Annotated in this window: 13 protein-coding genes; 4 read left to right on the top strand and 9 right to left on the bottom strand. The window is 36.1% G+C overall.

The annotated features are described in order from the left end of the window. Positions 1-70: 70 nt before the first annotated feature. The 5 genes from RT41_RS08185 to hpt all read right to left on the bottom strand — a co-directional run bounded on the left by RT41_RS08185 (position 71) and on the right by hpt (position 5,140). Positions 71-1,231, bottom strand: a complete 1,161-nt coding sequence (locus RT41_RS08185) for an MFS transporter (protein ID WP_096818837.1) — start codon at positions 1,229-1,231, stop codon at positions 71-73. 62 nt (positions 1,232-1,293) lie between these two features. Beyond that, entirely contained in the window at positions 1,294-2,028 is a 735-nt protein-coding gene (locus tag RT41_RS08180) for an NUDIX domain-containing protein (RefSeq protein WP_096818835.1), read from the bottom strand. A 333-nt stretch (positions 2,029-2,361) separates the two neighbouring features. Continuing rightward, a complete protein-coding gene (locus tag RT41_RS08175) occupies positions 2,362-3,210 on the bottom strand; it encodes an HAD-IIB family hydrolase (protein WP_054639795.1) in 849 nt (282 codons plus the stop codon). A gap of 167 nt (positions 3,211-3,377) precedes the next feature. Then, positions 3,378-4,484, bottom strand: coding sequence for an NAD(P)/FAD-dependent oxidoreductase (locus RT41_RS08170; protein WP_096818833.1), 1,107 nt, complete (start codon positions 4,482-4,484; stop codon positions 3,378-3,380). Positions 4,485-4,597: 113 nt separating this feature from the next. Further along, positions 4,598-5,140 carry a hypoxanthine phosphoribosyltransferase gene (gene hpt / locus RT41_RS08165; RefSeq protein WP_096818831.1) on the bottom strand — a complete coding sequence of 181 codons (543 nt, stop codon included), beginning with the start codon at positions 5,138-5,140 and terminating at the stop codon, positions 4,598-4,600. Between the two features lie 259 nt (positions 5,141-5,399). Between hpt and xerS the strand changes: the two genes are divergently transcribed. After that, positions 5,400-6,470, top strand: a complete 1,071-nt coding sequence (gene xerS / locus RT41_RS08160; protein ID WP_054639796.1) for a tyrosine recombinase XerS — start codon at positions 5,400-5,402, stop codon at positions 6,468-6,470. A 99-nt stretch (positions 6,471-6,569) separates the two neighbouring features. Here the strand turns inward: xerS and trmFO are convergent, their stop codons facing one another. From trmFO to budA, 4 genes are all read right to left on the bottom strand, one after another. Then, positions 6,570-7,901: a methylenetetrahydrofolate--tRNA-(uracil(54)-C(5))-methyltransferase (FADH(2)-oxidizing) TrmFO gene (gene trmFO / locus RT41_RS08155; RefSeq protein WP_096818841.1), complete on the bottom strand. Its 1,332-nt coding sequence runs from the start codon at positions 7,899-7,901 to the stop codon at positions 6,570-6,572. A 44-nt stretch (positions 7,902-7,945) separates the two neighbouring features. Further along, positions 7,946-10,087 (bottom strand): type I DNA topoisomerase, encoded by a 2,142-nt coding sequence (topA, locus tag RT41_RS08150; protein ID WP_096818829.1) that lies wholly within the window; start codon positions 10,085-10,087, stop codon positions 7,946-7,948. 199 nt (positions 10,088-10,286) lie between these two features. After that, entirely contained in the window at positions 10,287-11,129 is an 843-nt protein-coding gene (gene dprA / locus RT41_RS08145) for a DNA-processing protein DprA (RefSeq protein WP_096818827.1), read from the bottom strand. A 79-nt stretch (positions 11,130-11,208) separates the two neighbouring features. Continuing rightward, positions 11,209-11,919 (bottom strand): acetolactate decarboxylase, encoded by a 711-nt coding sequence (gene budA / locus RT41_RS08140; protein ID WP_054639797.1) that lies wholly within the window; start codon positions 11,917-11,919, stop codon positions 11,209-11,211. Between the two features lie 220 nt (positions 11,920-12,139). On the opposite strand from budA, the gene trhO reads away from it, so the two are divergent. From trhO to RT41_RS08125, 3 genes are all read left to right on the top strand, one after another. Further along, positions 12,140-13,096 (top strand): oxygen-dependent tRNA uridine(34) hydroxylase TrhO, encoded by a 957-nt coding sequence (trhO, locus tag RT41_RS08135; RefSeq protein ID WP_054639798.1) that lies wholly within the window; start codon positions 12,140-12,142, stop codon positions 13,094-13,096. Between the two features lie 84 nt (positions 13,097-13,180). Further along, complete coding sequence (locus RT41_RS08130) at positions 13,181-14,191, top strand: DNA glycosylase AlkZ-like family protein (protein WP_054639799.1); 1,011 nt, start codon at positions 13,181-13,183, stop codon at positions 14,189-14,191. A gap of 649 nt (positions 14,192-14,840) precedes the next feature. Continuing rightward, positions 14,841-15,920: a YeiH family protein gene (locus RT41_RS08125; RefSeq protein WP_054639800.1), complete on the top strand. Its 1,080-nt coding sequence runs from the start codon at positions 14,841-14,843 to the stop codon at positions 15,918-15,920. The last annotated feature ends 15 nt before the right edge of the window (positions 15,921-15,935 follow it).

Raw genomic sequence — 15,935 nt, 5'->3', positions numbered from 1 at the left:
AAGATTTAAGGATAACATCAATAAATGATGCTATTAATAATATCTTTTTGTGACCTATTTTTTTTCTTCTTCATTCATAATTTCTTAAATTGAATCCAAAAAAGAGAACTACTATCGCAATAAATAAGAGGACAACGAATAATATGAGGACAGTTGATATGCCAAAACCAATTCCAATCATCCATCCGACAAGAAAGGGACCAATCGTCGCACCAATCCTTCCGACAGCTTGTGCAGTTCCCATCCCACTTCCTCTGATTTCAATTGGAAATTGTGTGGGTGTAAGCGCGATTAAAATTCCCCATGCACCAAGATCAAAGAATGACATGAATGCTCCAGCGACTAAAATGAGCTCAATATTATTTCCAAATCCAAAAAATAGACAAGAAATAATCGTCCCCATAAGATAAATGCTTAATAGGATTTTCCGGTTCATTTTATCCATTAGAAATGCGGCAAGATAGTAACCAGGTAATTGGGCTATCGAAATCATTAGCGTAAAACCTAATGAGTTCACAATTGAAAAACCTTTTATCACAAGGATACTTGGAAGCCACAGGAAAATACCATAATAAGTTAACATCGTGATGAACCAAAGGATGCTCAATGTAATAAGTGGTGACCGATAAGTTCTAGAAAATAAAATTTTTAATGCGTTTTCCTTTGGTGATCCGACTTTTGGATCATCAGGAAGATGTTTTCTTAAAATAAAAGCATATACAGAAAAAATCGAAACTAAAGCAGCAGTGATTCGCCAACCAAAGTAAGGAATAATAAGGAAGGCCATTAATGAGGCAAGAATCCAACCATAGGCCCAAAAGCTGTCTCCAAGAATAAGGATCTTTTCACGTTCTTTCCCCCTATAATGATCAGCCAATAACGCCGCAGCAACGGGAAGTTCACCACCTAATCCAATACCTGTAATGAATCGTATAAACATAAACCAATTGACATCTGGTGCTAATGATAATGCCAAATTGCTCAATGAAAAAATAAAAAGGGTCCATAACATCACACGCTTCCGGCCAAATTTATCTGATAGTCGGCCACATAAGAAAGCCCCAACTATCATCCCTACGGATGTAACAGAACCTAATAAGCCAAGTTGAGTTGGATTTAGATGCCAATCATTTTTTAAAAGGGGCATAATAAATGATAAAAGTGCCACATCTAGTGCATCTATCATCCATGCCGTCCCAACGATCATTAATATATGTCGTCTCTTTCTCATAATTCCCTCTCTTAATAAAAGTATTTTTAACTTTTATTATCTTGTGAGAGTTTATCATAGTTTCAATTTAAAGTCAAGCGATATTTTTTTGCAGGTCTTCCAGGACCTTGCTTTTCAATACGACCATCTGGTTCTAATATTTTTTTATGGTTTTGCAAAAAGTTAGAATTATCGGGTTCATACTTCCCAAATAATTCAAAAATATGACGAGCCTCTTTCAAAGTAAAAGAAACTCCTAAGATTAACAATATCGTGGGCTGATAATCAAGTTTATTAATGATTCTATTACAAGCAACTGTTAATATCCAATTGTGGTCAAAAGCCAATCGCTTTGTTGAATCTTCTATGGTGATGTACTCATTATCATCCAATGTGGTGAATCTTAAATTATCATTGATAAATTCAAAATGTTTATTTTTAACATACACTAGGTCAAACCAAGCGACATCTACTGCCCCAGGACCTACAATAAGATTAGTACATTCAGGTAAAAAAATCATGTAACTCAGTGAGATGGCTCTACCATCAGGATTTCGTGATGGTGCTGTAAAAGTTGCTAATTGCTCAGCGTGAATTTCAGGCAAATCAAGACCTATTCGTTCTTTAACTAATCTTAAAGATGCCGTACGAGCGTTCTCGTTATCTCTCAAAAAAGTTTCGGGCAGTGCCCAATATTCTTCAAAAGGACGGTCTTCCCTTTTTACAAGTAAAACTTTTATCTTTTGACTTAACGAATCGTAACACCAAATAACATTCGTTATTGTGATTAATGGACGTGCGATTGCAACATTAATCATAACCTTCCTCCCATTACTTTGATTTTTTGTTTATAAAAAAGAACAATCCAAACGACCACATTTTCACAAGTTAAATCACTTGGATAACTGTGGCCAGTAAAATATAGATTTATTAGATTTCCCCTATTTATACTCATTATAACATGATTTAAATTCTTTTCTTGTAAATGATATGTGATGATTGGATAAGAAAAGACCTACATATCGTAGGTCTTTTAAAATTTCGACTATATTAATTGGTTCAAAAAGAACATCAGTTATTCATTGAAAGCTTTCAAATAATAAATCTAGAAAGGCCCTTTTCTTATGGTTTTTTCTTTTTCAAAATTTAGATTATTTACAGTTAGCTAATATAAAATGACCTACACCACCCTCATTACAAGCCAGTGAGACATAATCACATTGATCTTTGATTGGTTGTGCTGCATCTGCTACTGTTACGGATACATCTACCGTATCAAACATTGACAAATCATTCTCACCATCACCAATCCCAAAACTTGTATAATTCTCAAAATTAGACAAGTAATTTTGAATTGCACTCCCTTTTGAACTTAAAGGATTTACAATTTCAAGCGTTTTAATAAAAGATGAAAAAGCCATGACCGATTGTTTGCTTAACTTTTCACGAATGAAGTCGCGTTTTTCATCACTGGCTTCCATCAGCTCAATTTTAATGATTTTTTTATCCTTACGTTGTGCAAAGTACTCCAATACAGAAGGAACTTGTAAACACTCTTGTGCGAAATAGTGACGTTTAAAATCCATAATTTCAGCATGCTTGTCACCTACTTTTGCTAAACTAAGGCTTAATTCATCCAGATTCCTTTCGTATCGATCCATCGTCTGAATGATTGTTTCATTATCTGTGTGAACAAAATATAATATTTCTAATTCGTCTAATATAGGTAAAATATTACTTAAATGATCAAAAGTTAAACAATTCCGATATTCGGGCTTTTGGCCCTTTAATTTTAATCCAGCACCATTACCAAAAATCAGATCACAATCAACACCAACTTCTTCGAGAAGACTTGTGGCCATATCGATACCACGACCAGTCACAAAAACAAAACGGTCCCCTCTGTTTTCCAAATAATTAATTGCTTCTAAATTAACAGGTGAGATAGGCTCTCCTAGTGATTGGAAAGTTCCATCAACGTCTGAAAATACAATATTCATTCAATCCCTCAATCTTTAAATGTACTTATTACGCTTCTATTTTAACATATGTTTCATATTATTCAAATGCAATATTATTTGGTTTTTTATTGAAATTTAATTCAATGTAGTTTAATTAACTCATTGGTCACGTTATTCATAAAAAAATAAGCAATCAGAAAAAAACATCAGATGACGGTAATATAATGATCAAAGTCTTTTTCGTAGTTTGACATCTCCCATTCATCAACCTTACCATTTAAAAATTCAGATAAGAGAAATGCGATATAGGGACCCGTAGTGAGCCCAGATGAGCCTAAACCACTCGCGACAATCAAGCCAACTTCATCTTTAAGTGGGCCGAAAAAAGGAGCAAAATCTGGTGTATATGCTCTAGTTCCCACTCGAAATGAATATGGAAAATCCGTCAAAGAATTATTATTGAGGTACCTATCCACTCCCTGCGTCAACTTCTCGAACGCTTTCTTAGTCGGTCTTAAATCCCATTTCGCTTCATTTTCATGTGTTGCACCGAGGAGTATTTCTCCTTTGTTAAAAGGGATTAAATCAGCTTCTCCATCCAAGAAAGCAACTGGCCAATTGTTCGTATTTAAGTCAGTAGAAAAAGAAATAAGTTGTCCTTTTTGAGGTTCTACTGCTGTTGAATAGCCCAATGGTTCTAATAAGTCTTTTAACTTAGGTCCAGGTGCCAAAACGACCTTATCTACAACTACTTTTTCCTCAGCCCTATTAATCTCCCAGCCATTTCCAGCTTTCTGAACTTTTACCTCATCCGAAATAATTCTTACTCCACGACCCAATGCCCTCTTTCTCAGATGATTCAAATAAGCTTTTCCATCTAATCTTGCCCCACCTGAAATATAAAGACTTGGTGTGGGCCGTAATATTGGCAATATTTCAGATGTTTCTTTTGGATTTAACAATCGAATTTGTCCAATCTCTGGCGCCTTTTCTTTTCGCTCTATCGCCAATTGTTCAAGTTGATCTAAAGCTACTTGATCTCTCACAAATAAAGTACCACATTTTTCATAGATTTCATTCGTTAGACTAAAATCTGAGACCAACTGTTCATAAAATGCTGCACCATCACGCGCCAACGCATACCATTGTTTGTTTCTTCGTTTAGAAAGCCATGGTGAGATAATCCCTGCACTCGCACCGGTTGCTTGGTTTTTACCAGAATCATAAAGTAATACTTCAAACTGTTTGGAATCCAAATAATTGACCAATGTCATTCCAATGATGCCACCGCCAATAACTGCTATTTTTTTCATAACTTTATTATACCGAAAAATGAGGTTTTGAGCGTACTCGAGACATTTAAAAAAGCCTTAGAAACAATCCCTAAAACTTTCATATTTTACTCATTTTACTCATTTTTTTCAAATTAATCTTTTATCAAGTATTCTTGATTGAAAATTCCAATATATGGTAAATGACGATAACGTTCAGCATAATCAATTCCATACCCAACAACAAATTCATCTGGTACTTCAAATCCGATATAATCTCCGTCAATTTCGACTTTACGGCCTGCTGGCTTATCCAAAAGAGAAATAATTTTAACCGAACTTGCACCTCGATGTTCTAAAAGTTTTTTGACATATAATAATGTATTTCCAGAATCAATAATATCTTCGCAAATTAGAATATCTCGCCCTTCTGCCTTTGTTTCCAAGTCCTTCAATATTCTAACTTCACCAGATGAACTCACGCCTGTTCCGTAACTCGAAACGTCCATGAAGTCAACTTCAGCGTCGATTGTTAATTCTTTGAGTAAATCAACCGTGAACATAATTGAACCTTTCAAAATACCAACAACAAGCGGATTTTTCCCCTCATAATCTTTTGAAACTTCGATTGCTAACTCAGACACGCGTTTCTGAATATCTTCTCGTGTAAACAAAATTGCTTTTAAATGTGGATGCATATTATTCTCTATTCTAATCTTATATCCCTATTCTAACGAAATTTTAGTTTTTTTTGTTTTTTTTCCTCTTTATTTAAGATTTTTCCCTTAAATTGTTCGGATATAGCAAAAATATCTGAACATTTGTAAAATGTTAAATGGAAACGGAGTTTATCTCGTCATCATTTCCTGATAAAGTTACCACCTTTTTACGAACACTTGTGCTATAATGAGGGTTAACGAGTTAGTATTTTAATTACGAAGGAGGCACATTAAATCCGTGAATAAAGAGTTACTCCTGAAACATATTTCTGATGAACAGGGTAAAATGCCATTTTATGTTAATGAATATGTTCGCTCAATGCAAGTTCAAAGACGTTCACAAAACACCATTTACGAGTATTTGAAAGAATTTCATCGTTTTTTTGACTGGCTATACGAATCTGGTTTAATTCCAGATCCTGAAATCAAGTCAATTCCCATGACTGTCCTTGAACATTTGAAGAAACAAGATGTTGAGTCCTATATCCTCTACCTTCGTGAACGCCCAAAAGCAAATAGCAATGGACAACAATTTGGTCTCAGTCAAACCACAATCAATCGAACAATTTCTGCTTTATCCAGTCTTTTTAATTTCTTAACAAGAGAGACAGAGAATGAGGACGGTGAACCTTATTTCTACAGAAATGTAATGGACAAAATAAAAACAGTTAAGTCAAAAGAGACTTTAAATGCGAGAGCATCCGCGATTAAAAATAAGCTCTTTTTAGGAGATGAATCCCTCGGCTTTCTTGAATTTATTGACCATGAGTACAGCGATCAAATTTCTAATGGGGCAAGACCATATTTTGAAAAAAATAAAATTCGTGATCTTGCCATTATCGCATTAATCCTAGCTACAGGCATTCGTCTATCTGAATGTACAAACGCTGACGTCAAGCACATCAATTTAAAAACCCTGACCATCGAAGTTATACGCAAAGGTGGTAAACGAGATGTTGTCGCAATTGCACCTTTTGCACAGGTGTACATTGAACAATATCTAGAAGCTAGGCAAATGATTTATCAACCCGATGTGAAAGAACAAGCCCTCTTTTTAGCCAAATACAAGGGAATAGCAAAAAGAATTGATAATCGTTCGGTTGAAAATCTCGTTGGAAAATACTCAAAAGCATTTAAAATCGAAGTCTCTCCCCATAAGTTACGTCATACTTTAGCAACTCGACTCTATGCAGAAACCAAAAACCAAGCACTAATTGCCAACCAACTTGGCCATACTGATCTGAATACGTCTGCCCTTTATATTTCTATCGTAGATGATGAAAATAAAAAAGGATTGGACCGTCTATAAAACAATCATTTACAAAAATGAGCATCATTCTAGTAAGAATATCAAATAAAGAAACGCCTGCTAATTAACAGACGTTTTTTATTTATTGTTATATCCGTTTCATAAATCAAGATAAGGTAATAATTCTTCAAGTGACCTTTCAGCCAGCAAACCATACTTTTCTTTTTTATCTTTTATCCGTTCCGGCCAATCTTGCATAATACCAAATGTTACATTCATGGGTTGAAAATGCTTACTATCCGTGTGCGTAATGTAGTAAGGTAAGCTCCCAATTGCTGTTGTTCTTGGGAAAATAACTTCTTCTTCACCTTTAAAAAGTCGTGCCGCGTTTATCCCAGCAATTAATCCTGACGATGCTGATTCGACATAGCCTTCAACTCCAGTCATTTGTCCTGCAAAGAATAAATTTTCTTGTTTTCTAGAACGATAATTTTGCATAAGCAATTGAGGAGCATCCATGTATGAATTACGGTGCATCACACCATAGCGGACAAATTCGGCATTTTCAAGCCCAGGGATCATTCGAAAGACACGTTTCTGTTCTCCCCATTTCAGATGCGTCTGGAAACCAACAATATTATATAGTGAGGCAGCTGCATCGTCTTGTCTTAGCTGAACGACAGCATAAGGGGACTTGAAATCACCATCACGAGGTCCTTCAAAATCTTCCGGATATTCAAGACCCACTGGTTTCATGGGTCCATAAAGCATCGTTTTATAACCACGATTTGCCATTTCTTCAATAGGCATACACCCCTCAAATACTTTCATCTTTTCAAATGAATGTAATTCAGCTGTTTCCGCACCAATTAAAGCTGTCTGAAAGGCATTAAATTCTTCTTTTGTCATTGGACAATTATAGTATGCTGCATCGCCCTTATCGTAACGAGATTTTTTATAAATTTTTGACAAATTAACAGTTGATATATCAACAATTGGTGCTGCCGCATCATAAAAATAGAAACCATCTCCTCCATTTAATTCATGGATTTGGGCTGCGAGTGCGTCTGAAGTAAGCGGGCCAGTGGCAATAATGGTTAACTCATCACTTGGTATCTGTGTCATTTCTTCACGAATAATTTCAATCAAGGGATTACTTTGTAAAGCTTGAGTGACATAATCTGAGAATCCTTCTCGATCGACAGCTAATGCCCCCCCAGCAGGGACTTGTGTTGCATTTGCCGCACGGATAATTAAGGAATCTAACCTCTTCATTTCTTCTTTCAGAAGACCCACTGCATTTGTAATAGCAGCTCCACGAAATGAATTAGAACAGACGAGTTCAGCAAACTTGTCTGTTTTGTGTTGAGGTGTTGATTTTACACCACGCATTTCGTAAAGTTTTACGGGAATCCCTCGTTTGGAAATCTGATAAGCGGCTTCAGATCCTGCTAGTCCTGCACCAATAATATTAATATGTTTCTTTGTCATCATTTTCTTTCTTAAAACTTGGCTTTTACATAATAATAAATATGTTATTTCTGTTTTGCTTCTTGATAATCACATTCATCCGATGAACATACGACTTGTTTTCCGCCACCACGTACTTTCTTTTCGACCAGATAGTGTCCTGACTTAGGACAGTCACGTCCAATCGGTTTATCCCAACTTGTAAAGTCACATTCAGGATAACGGTCGCAACCATAAAAGATGCGATTTTTCTTTGTTTTCCGTTCGATGACATTTCCTTCATGGCAAAGTGGGCATTTCACGCCAATTTCTTTGACGATAGCCTTGGTATTATGGCAATCTGGGAAATTGCTACAAGCATAAAATTTACCAAAACGTCCTAATTTAATAACCATTGGGTGACCGCAAAGGTCACAATCAAATCCAGCAGGTTCATCTTTGATTTGAATTTTTTCCATCTCAATTTCTGCTTTAGATAATTCTTTGGCAAAAGGTTTATAGAATTGATCAACGACGCTTACCCATTTACGTTTTCCATCTTCAACTTCATCTAAATCTTTTTCCATTTCAGCCGTAAATTCTGTATTGACAATATTAGGGAAATACTCAACAATTAGAGTATTTACAATGTCGCCTAATTCTGTGGGCTCGAATCGTTTGGTAACGAGTCGAACGTAATAGCGTTTTTGAATGGTTTCAAGTGTTGGAGCATATGTTGAAGGGCGACCGACACCAATTTCTTCGAGTGTCTTAACAAGTGTAGCTTCCGAATAACGTGCTGGTGGCTGAGTAAAATGTTGTTCTGGTTTGAGATTTACTTTTTTTACGACATCTCCTTCTTCCATTGCTGGTAGCATATTATTCTTATCAGAGTCATTATAAATCTTCAAATAGCCTTCAAATTTCACTTGTGAGCCGTTCGCTACAAAGATCACTCCATTTTGTTCTAGATTTACCTTCATGGTATCAAAAATGGCTGCCGTCATTTGACTCGCCACAAAACGGTTCCAAATCAAAGTATAAAGTTTCAACTGATCTTTATCAAGATACTTGGAAATAAGTTCAGGTGTATTAAAAACATTTGATGGACGAATCGCTTCATGGGCATCTTGTGCACTTGCCGAATTTTTTATTTTTGACCCATGCTTACTGTATGGTTCTCCGAACTTGTCAACAATGTATTCGGCTGCGGCAGCTTGTGCCACAGGCGAGATACGAGTTGAATCTGTACGCATATAGGTAATCAAGCCTTGATGTCCTTGAGCGCCTAATGTGATTCCCTCATAAAGTTGTTGAGCAACCATCATTGTCTTACGTGTTCGGAAATTAATCTTATTGGCAGCATCTTGTTGAAGTGAACTTGTGGTATATGGAAGTGGCGCATTTCGAATTCTTTTCTTTTTTTCAACTTTTTCTACTGAGAAATCTGGACCTGAGAGCCGTTCCATCACTTTGACAACATCTTCATTAGTATCAAGGGCTTGTTTTTTGCCATCGACTCCCCAAAATGAGGCTGCAAATTTCTTCGTCCCTTTTTTGAAATCACCAGCGATTGACCAGTATTCCTTCGGAACAAAAGCATTTATTTCATGCTCCCTGTCTACAATGAGTTTTAAGGCAATGGATTGAACACGTCCAGCTGAAAGACCTTTCTTGACTTTTTTCCATAAGATTGGGCTAATAGAATATCCTACGAGTCGATCAAGGATTCGACGAGCTTGTTGAGCATCTACGAGTTCAACGTCAATCGTGCGTGGTTCTTTAAAAGCTTTCTTTACAGCATCTTTGGTTATTTCATTGAACACAACACGATTTTTATCTTCCAATGAGAGATCTAAAATATGTGCTAAGTGCCAAGCAATTGCTTCTCCTTCTCGGTCCGGGTCACTTGCGAGATAGACAGCTTTAGCCGCTTTAGCTTCTTTTTTAAGCGAATTAATCAAAGGTGCTTTTCCACGAATGTTAATATACTGTGGTTCATAGTCATTTTCAATATCCACAGACATACTTGATTTTTTTAAATCTCGAATATGCCCAACGGAGGCAACCACTTTGAAATTTCTGCCTAGATATTTTTCAATCGTCTTAGCTTTTGCAGGTGATTCAACGATGACAAGGTTTTTACCAGCTGTCGTTTTTTTTGTTGAAGCTTTTTTCTTTTTTTTAGTTGTCGTTTTTGGTGATTTTGTAGTTGTACTTTTTGGCATTATTACTTTCTTCTATATTATTAGATAAAACAATGTATTCGTCTTGATGTTAAACAAATCAATTTTACTCGTTCAAAAGTTAATTGTCAAGATGATAATTTGAATCCTTTTCTTATCATAAATACTTTATTTTATTATGTCAAGCAAAATGTGTTTTCTTATAGTAAAAAGCAAGTTTTGTTAAATTAGAATTTTTGCTCTAAACGTACTCGTTTAGAACGTCTCGACCATTTGTAATTAATTTTGCACCTTCTTGTATTAAATGATGACACCCTTCTGAAAATGGGGAAATAATATCACCGGGAACGGCAAAAACATCGCGTCCTTCTTCCATCGAACGTTCACAGGTAATTAAACTGCCACTTCGCATTTTTGCTTCGACTACGATTACGCCACGAGATAAACCAGCAATAATTCGATTACGTTCAGGAAAATGAAATTTTAGTGCTTTCTCACCTGGACCATATTCCGACAGTAATAATTGGTGCTTGCCGATGTACTCTTGCAAGGGACGATTCTCATTGGGGTAATTAATATCTATCCCCGTTCCAATTACAGCAATCGTGAATCCTGAGTTTTTGATGGCAGCAATGTGGCTTGCTGAATCAATTCCCTTTGCTAAGCCGCTAACAATGACCAATTGATTTCCCAGTTCTTTGATCAATTTTTGAACTGACTTAGTCCCAGATGTACTTGAATTTCTACTTCCTACGATTGAAATTTTCATTTTCTTTAGAAGTTCAAGGTTTCCTTGGTAGAAAAGGAGGACGGGGGGATTATAAATTTCTTTTAACCGTTCTGGGTAAATATCATCAAGAATTGAAAATGTAGGGAATTTTTTAAATGTTTTTCTTAGGATCTTACAGTCCTGACTCTTGTATCGTTCGATAAAGTCTGGAATAGACTTGGTTCCAGAAATTTGAGCCATTTTCCGTAGACTTAATTTAACTGGATTTGTCTCAGCAAAGCGAAGGAGTTTGTTAAGTCCTAAGTTGGTCATTCCTGCATCTTTTAGTCTAAATAAATCAAAATTTGTATACATAAGTTCTCCTTTTCTCTTATCCTTTAATACGAAAAAAATATTAGAATGTAACAAAAAAACGCCATGGGCGTTAATTTACTTATTCGGCTTTTTCAATATCACCACGAAGTTTTTCAAGATCAAGATCTGCTTCTAAAAAGCGTTCTGCTTCAACTGGGAAATTTTGAATCACTTGGTCAATTTTACCAAGTTCTAGGTTTCCATTCGCCATTGTAAAGTCCATAATATGTCCTCCGAATTGACGATCATCAGATATGAAGTGAAGGTGGAAACCAGCAACGCTCATCCCATGGAAAAGTTCAGGTGTCCAGTAACCCACAATGGTTCCCGATATATTTTCTTCGGTATATTCAGGTTGGCGTGCGGCGACATCAACAAATTGCTCTCCTTCTTTTGCCCCTGGTGACATTCTGACATGCATTTTATTAAACAAGCCATGTACTTTTACAGAGTGAAATAAATTGCGACTGAGGAGTTTTTTTTCAATTTCCTCTAAGAGTGTTTGATCTGAAATTGTCCGATCAAACTTTTGTTGAATCGTCACATGGGGTGTCGTTACTGCTGCATAGGGAGCTTTTTCGTCAGCACTGACCAAGCGTACTGTGCGATTCCCTTTAGCAATATAGGCATTTCCATCAAGAACAATTAATTCACCGTCAACGCCTGCAAGTGTTCCGATTCCGAATGATCCGTTTTTCAATAAATCGCCAATTTCAATTGTCCCTTCATAAAGTCCTGACATTAATGAGGCTAAAGTATTGTGATGAAATAATTTTACTTGTTCTTGCATTTTTTCTCCTTTTTACATTAAGAAACTCTTCTTATTATAAATCAAATTGAATTGACTGTAAAGAATTAACGATTTTAGTAATTTAATACGCCAATAGGAATTATTATTGTGATAAAAATAACAAGCAAGTCTTTTGCTTTTACATAAGAAAAAAGTTAAATTAGAATGAGGTTAAATTTGTTTAATTAAATTTAATAATACCAAGGAGCAAGAATTTAAAATGACTCATGATTATCGAGTACTCTTATACTATCAATATGTCCCACTTCTGAATGCTGAACAATTTGCAAAGCAACATCTAGCTGATTGCAAAGCACTTGGCTTAAAGGGGCGGATTTTAGTCGCTGATGAAGGTCTCAACGGAACCGTCTCAGGAACAATTGAACAAACAGATGCTTACATCGAGTTGATGCATGCTGATGCACGTTTCGCGAACATGATGTTTAAAGTTGATGAAGCAAACGAAAATGCGTTCAAGAAAATGCACGTGCGTTACCGTAATGAATTAGTTAACCTCAATCTTGAAGATGATATTAATCCTCTTGAAACAACAGGGGCTTACTTGACTCCAGTCGAATTTCGTGAAGCGATGCTTGATGAAAATTCTGTTGTCATTGATGCGCGTAACGACTATGAATATGATCTTGGGCATTTTAAAGATGCTGTCCGTCCTGACATTCGCAATTTCCGTGATTTACCGCAATGGATTATTGATCACAAGGAAGATTTCATGGATAAACGCGTTTTGACCTATTGCACAGGCGGAATTCGTTGTGAAAAATTCTCTGGTTGGCTTGTTCGCGAAGGTTTTAATGACGTTGGTCAATTGCATGGAGGCATTGCAACTTACGGAAAAGATCCCGAGGTTCAGGGGGATCTTTGGGAAGGTCAAATGTACGTTTTTGATAGCCGCATTGCTGTTCCAATCAATAAGAAAGAACACATTGTTGTTGGTAAAGACTGGTTTGATGGAACACCATGCGAACGCTACATTAATTGTGGCAATCCAGAATGTAATCGCCAAATGCTTGCATCTGAGGAGAATGAATACAAATATTTAGGATCTTGTTCTCATGAATGTCGTATTCACCCCAATAATCGTTATATCGTCAAGCACCAGCTAACAGCTGATGAAGTTGCTGAACGATTGAGCGCAATTGAGGAAGTTAATGTTTAATCTTAAAAAGTCAATGTAATTTGGCTTTTTTTGTATCTTTCCCTCAAATTTTGCTATAATTCAATTAGAATTCGGAGTGGAAAAATGAATGAAAAATTAATCTTAAAACGTTTTGAAAGTCAAGGCTTATATTTACCAAAAACTGATGTTCTAGAAGTTCTTCGCCAAACCGTCGGAATTCAGGCTCAATCGCAAAAAGAAGCTGAATTGAACCTTTTCTTGCGGACTGAAAATTTAACACTCGACCATTTACAAACTTTATACCGAAAGCATCAAATTGTTCGGAGCTGGGCAAATCGATGGACCTTGCATTTGTTGACTTATGACGATTGGGAATTAATAATCAATGCTCGTCAAAATGAAATCTTACCCCGAGGCTATTATCAGGGACAAACTGAAATCTCCTTAGAAATCATCCAATACTTGGCCGAAAAGTTAGCGACACATAAAAAGCTATTAAAATCAGAGTGCATTAAATTGGTCGCTAGTGATTTTCCAACTTTTGACTTTCATGGTTATGCCTTTAACGGTATCATTCAACAATTAACACAGTCTGGAATTGCATACATTGATGCAAGTTCAAGCGTCCGCAATCATCAGCTCATTTTTGCGGAACAGTTCAAAACTACTTCTGCTAAACAAGCCATCGAAACATTAATTAAACGCTATTGGGACGGATTTGGCCCAGCAAAATTGGAAGATTTTATTAAATGGTCTGGCATAAAAATTTCAGATGTACGTCCCATTTGGAACACCTTGGAGCTTCCATTGATCATTACTGACAAGACCATGTCTGATAGTACATTTGTTACAGCGCGTTTTGATAGTTTGCTGACTGGCTATGCAGATAAAACATGGTTGACTCCAGTAGATAAAATAAAGTTAATGTGGACTAAAAATGGAATTCTCCTTGCGCCAATAATTTTTCAAGGCGAACTAGTGGGCCGCTGGTCAATTCAAACGAGTGACAAGGCTTGTCGTATTTTGATTGAACATTGGAGCCCTTTTGAAGTTTCGTTGTTTGAAAAAAAGTGGCTGGAAATCGCTCATTTCTTGGGAAAAAAATTAGAACCTATCGAAATTATTGAGCTATAACTGATCAATCGAGGGAAATGTACTTTTTTATTCATCCAAAAAGCTGATTCTCCTTATTTTAGTTTGTCGAAAGCGTCATTCAAGTTAACTTTAATCTTATATTTATATAATCTTTTGATCATCAAATAGAGTAAATCTGTTTCAACAAGATAAGAACGGTTCTTATGACGTACATGGTACTTTAAATTGTACAAAGGTAATGTTTAATGTCACCTCAAGTTTCACATTATCAAAATAAACAGAAGGGACCTTTGCCCCTTCTGTTTATTTTTTATTTTTCTTTTGGTTCCATACTCACTTGATTATTTTTATTTATATAATTGCTTATGAGTCAGCATATTCAATGAACTAACTTAAAAATGTATTGCCTTCAAGCCAATAAACCTTGATTGGAACGGCCATAAACTGTTTGAGAGTTCCCATTACAATTGTGTCATCGAACTGTATTTCCGTTTTTTTATGTTATATTTTCATTCTTTATTCAAATAGGATGGGTAAACTTTAATTTTGTCACTTTAATCAGCATATTTCATTACGAATATTTATTTTACATTATTAATAATCGTAATACCTTCTATTACTTTAATTCATTTTACATTTATTTTCGTATCGTTTATAATAAATCAAAAACAATTAGAAAGATTTACAAATGAGTCAAAAATTAAAAGCGACAATCCGTCGCATAATGAAATGGGAGCAATTAGGAACTCCTACCGCCAAAGAAACAAGCCAATCTCCTGAACAACGAGTTCAATTATTACCAGGCGTACTCCTCTGTCTCATCGTGAGTCTAGTCTGCCTGCTGATCACCTCCTTTTTCCCCACTTTAAGCTCAATGTTACTTGCCATTTTACTTGGCATGCTCCTTCGCAATATCATAAACATTCCTGAAATTTTGGAACCCGGAATCGCATTTTCAGCTAAAAGAATATTGCGTTGGGGAGTCGTTTTACTAGGAGTGCAAGTTTCGCTTTCAGACATTGTTCAATTGGGCGTTCCTGTCCTCATCCTTGATGTTTTTGCCGTTACAATTACATTTTTAATGACCATATTTATTGGGAAGTTGTTAAAAGTTGACAAAGACCTCACAAGTTTAATCGCTGCTGGTTTTTCTATTTGTGGTGCTGCTGCAATCGCTGGATTTCAAGGAACAATCAAAGCGGCTGAGGAAAAAGTAGCTGCTGCAGTTGCCCTTGTGGTCTTGTTTGGGACGCTGATGATTGCCCAAATTCCAGTTCTTATTCACCTTCTTGACTTAAATTTAAGTCAAGGTGCAACTTTGATGGGAGCTTCCATTCATGAAGTGGCCCAAGTTGTGGCAACCGCCGGAATTATGGGGAGTGCTTACTTAACAGTTGCAACGATGATCAAATTGGCGCGTGTTTCCTTGATGGCTCCTGCAATTTTTATCTTTAATTTGTTTAACAGACAACATCAAAAGGAGAGCCAAATGAAGCCAGCTCTTATCCCCCTCTTTGTTGTTGGATTTATCCTGATGGTCGTCATATCAAGCTTAAAGGTCATTCCAACATCCTGGACTGAACCGATTAAGTACCTCCAACAATTAGTCTTAGGAGCCGCCATGTTTGGTTTGGGATTAGGCGTTCATTTCAAGAGTTTAAAAAAATTAGGTCTAAAACCCATCTTACTTGGTCTAATAAGTACGACAACAATTATCTTTGTCGTCTTAATCTGTATTTCATTAGGTTTATTTGCTCACATTTATTAATAAATGAAAAAACAC

The organism is Lactococcus fujiensis JCM 16395 (genome assembly GCF_002441655.1).
GTDB lineage: Bacteria > Bacillota > Bacilli > Lactobacillales > Streptococcaceae > Lactococcus > Lactococcus fujiensis.
This window is presented reverse-complemented; position numbering and strand designations above follow the sequence as displayed.

Bases quoted from the DNA above. Each gene is read 5' to 3' on its own strand.
- RT41_RS08185 (WP_096818837.1), bottom strand. From the start codon at position 1,231: ATGAGAAAGAGACGACATATATTAATGATCGTTGGGACGGCATGGATG.
- RT41_RS08180 (WP_096818835.1), bottom strand. From the start codon at position 2,028: ATGATTAATGTTGCAATCGCACGTCCATTAATCACAATAACGAATGTT.
- RT41_RS08175 (WP_054639795.1), bottom strand. From the start codon at position 3,210: ATGAATATTGTATTTTCAGACGTTGATGGAACTTTCCAATCACTAGGA.
- RT41_RS08170 (WP_096818833.1), bottom strand. From the start codon at position 4,484: ATGAAAAAAATAGCAGTTATTGGCGGTGGCATCATTGGAATGACATTG.
- hpt (WP_096818831.1), bottom strand. From the start codon at position 5,140: ATGCATCCACATTTAAAAGCAATTTTGTTTACACGAGAAGATATTCAG.
- trmFO (WP_096818841.1), bottom strand. From the start codon at position 7,901: ATGACAAAGAAACATATTAATATTATTGGTGCAGGACTAGCAGGATCT.
- topA (WP_096818829.1), bottom strand. From the start codon at position 10,087: ATGCCAAAAAGTACAACTACAAAATCACCAAAAACGACAACTAAAAAA.
- dprA (WP_096818827.1), bottom strand. From the start codon at position 11,129: ATGTATACAAATTTTGATTTATTTAGACTAAAAGATGCAGGAATGACC.
- budA (WP_054639797.1), bottom strand. From the start codon at position 11,919: ATGCAAGAACAAGTAAAATTATTTCATCACAATACTTTAGCCTCATTA.
- trhO (WP_054639798.1), top strand. From the start codon at position 12,140: ATGACTCATGATTATCGAGTACTCTTATACTATCAATATGTCCCACTT.
- RT41_RS08130 (WP_054639799.1), top strand. From the start codon at position 13,181: ATGAATGAAAAATTAATCTTAAAACGTTTTGAAAGTCAAGGCTTATAT.
- RT41_RS08125 (WP_054639800.1), top strand. From the start codon at position 14,841: ATGAGTCAAAAATTAAAAGCGACAATCCGTCGCATAATGAAATGGGAG.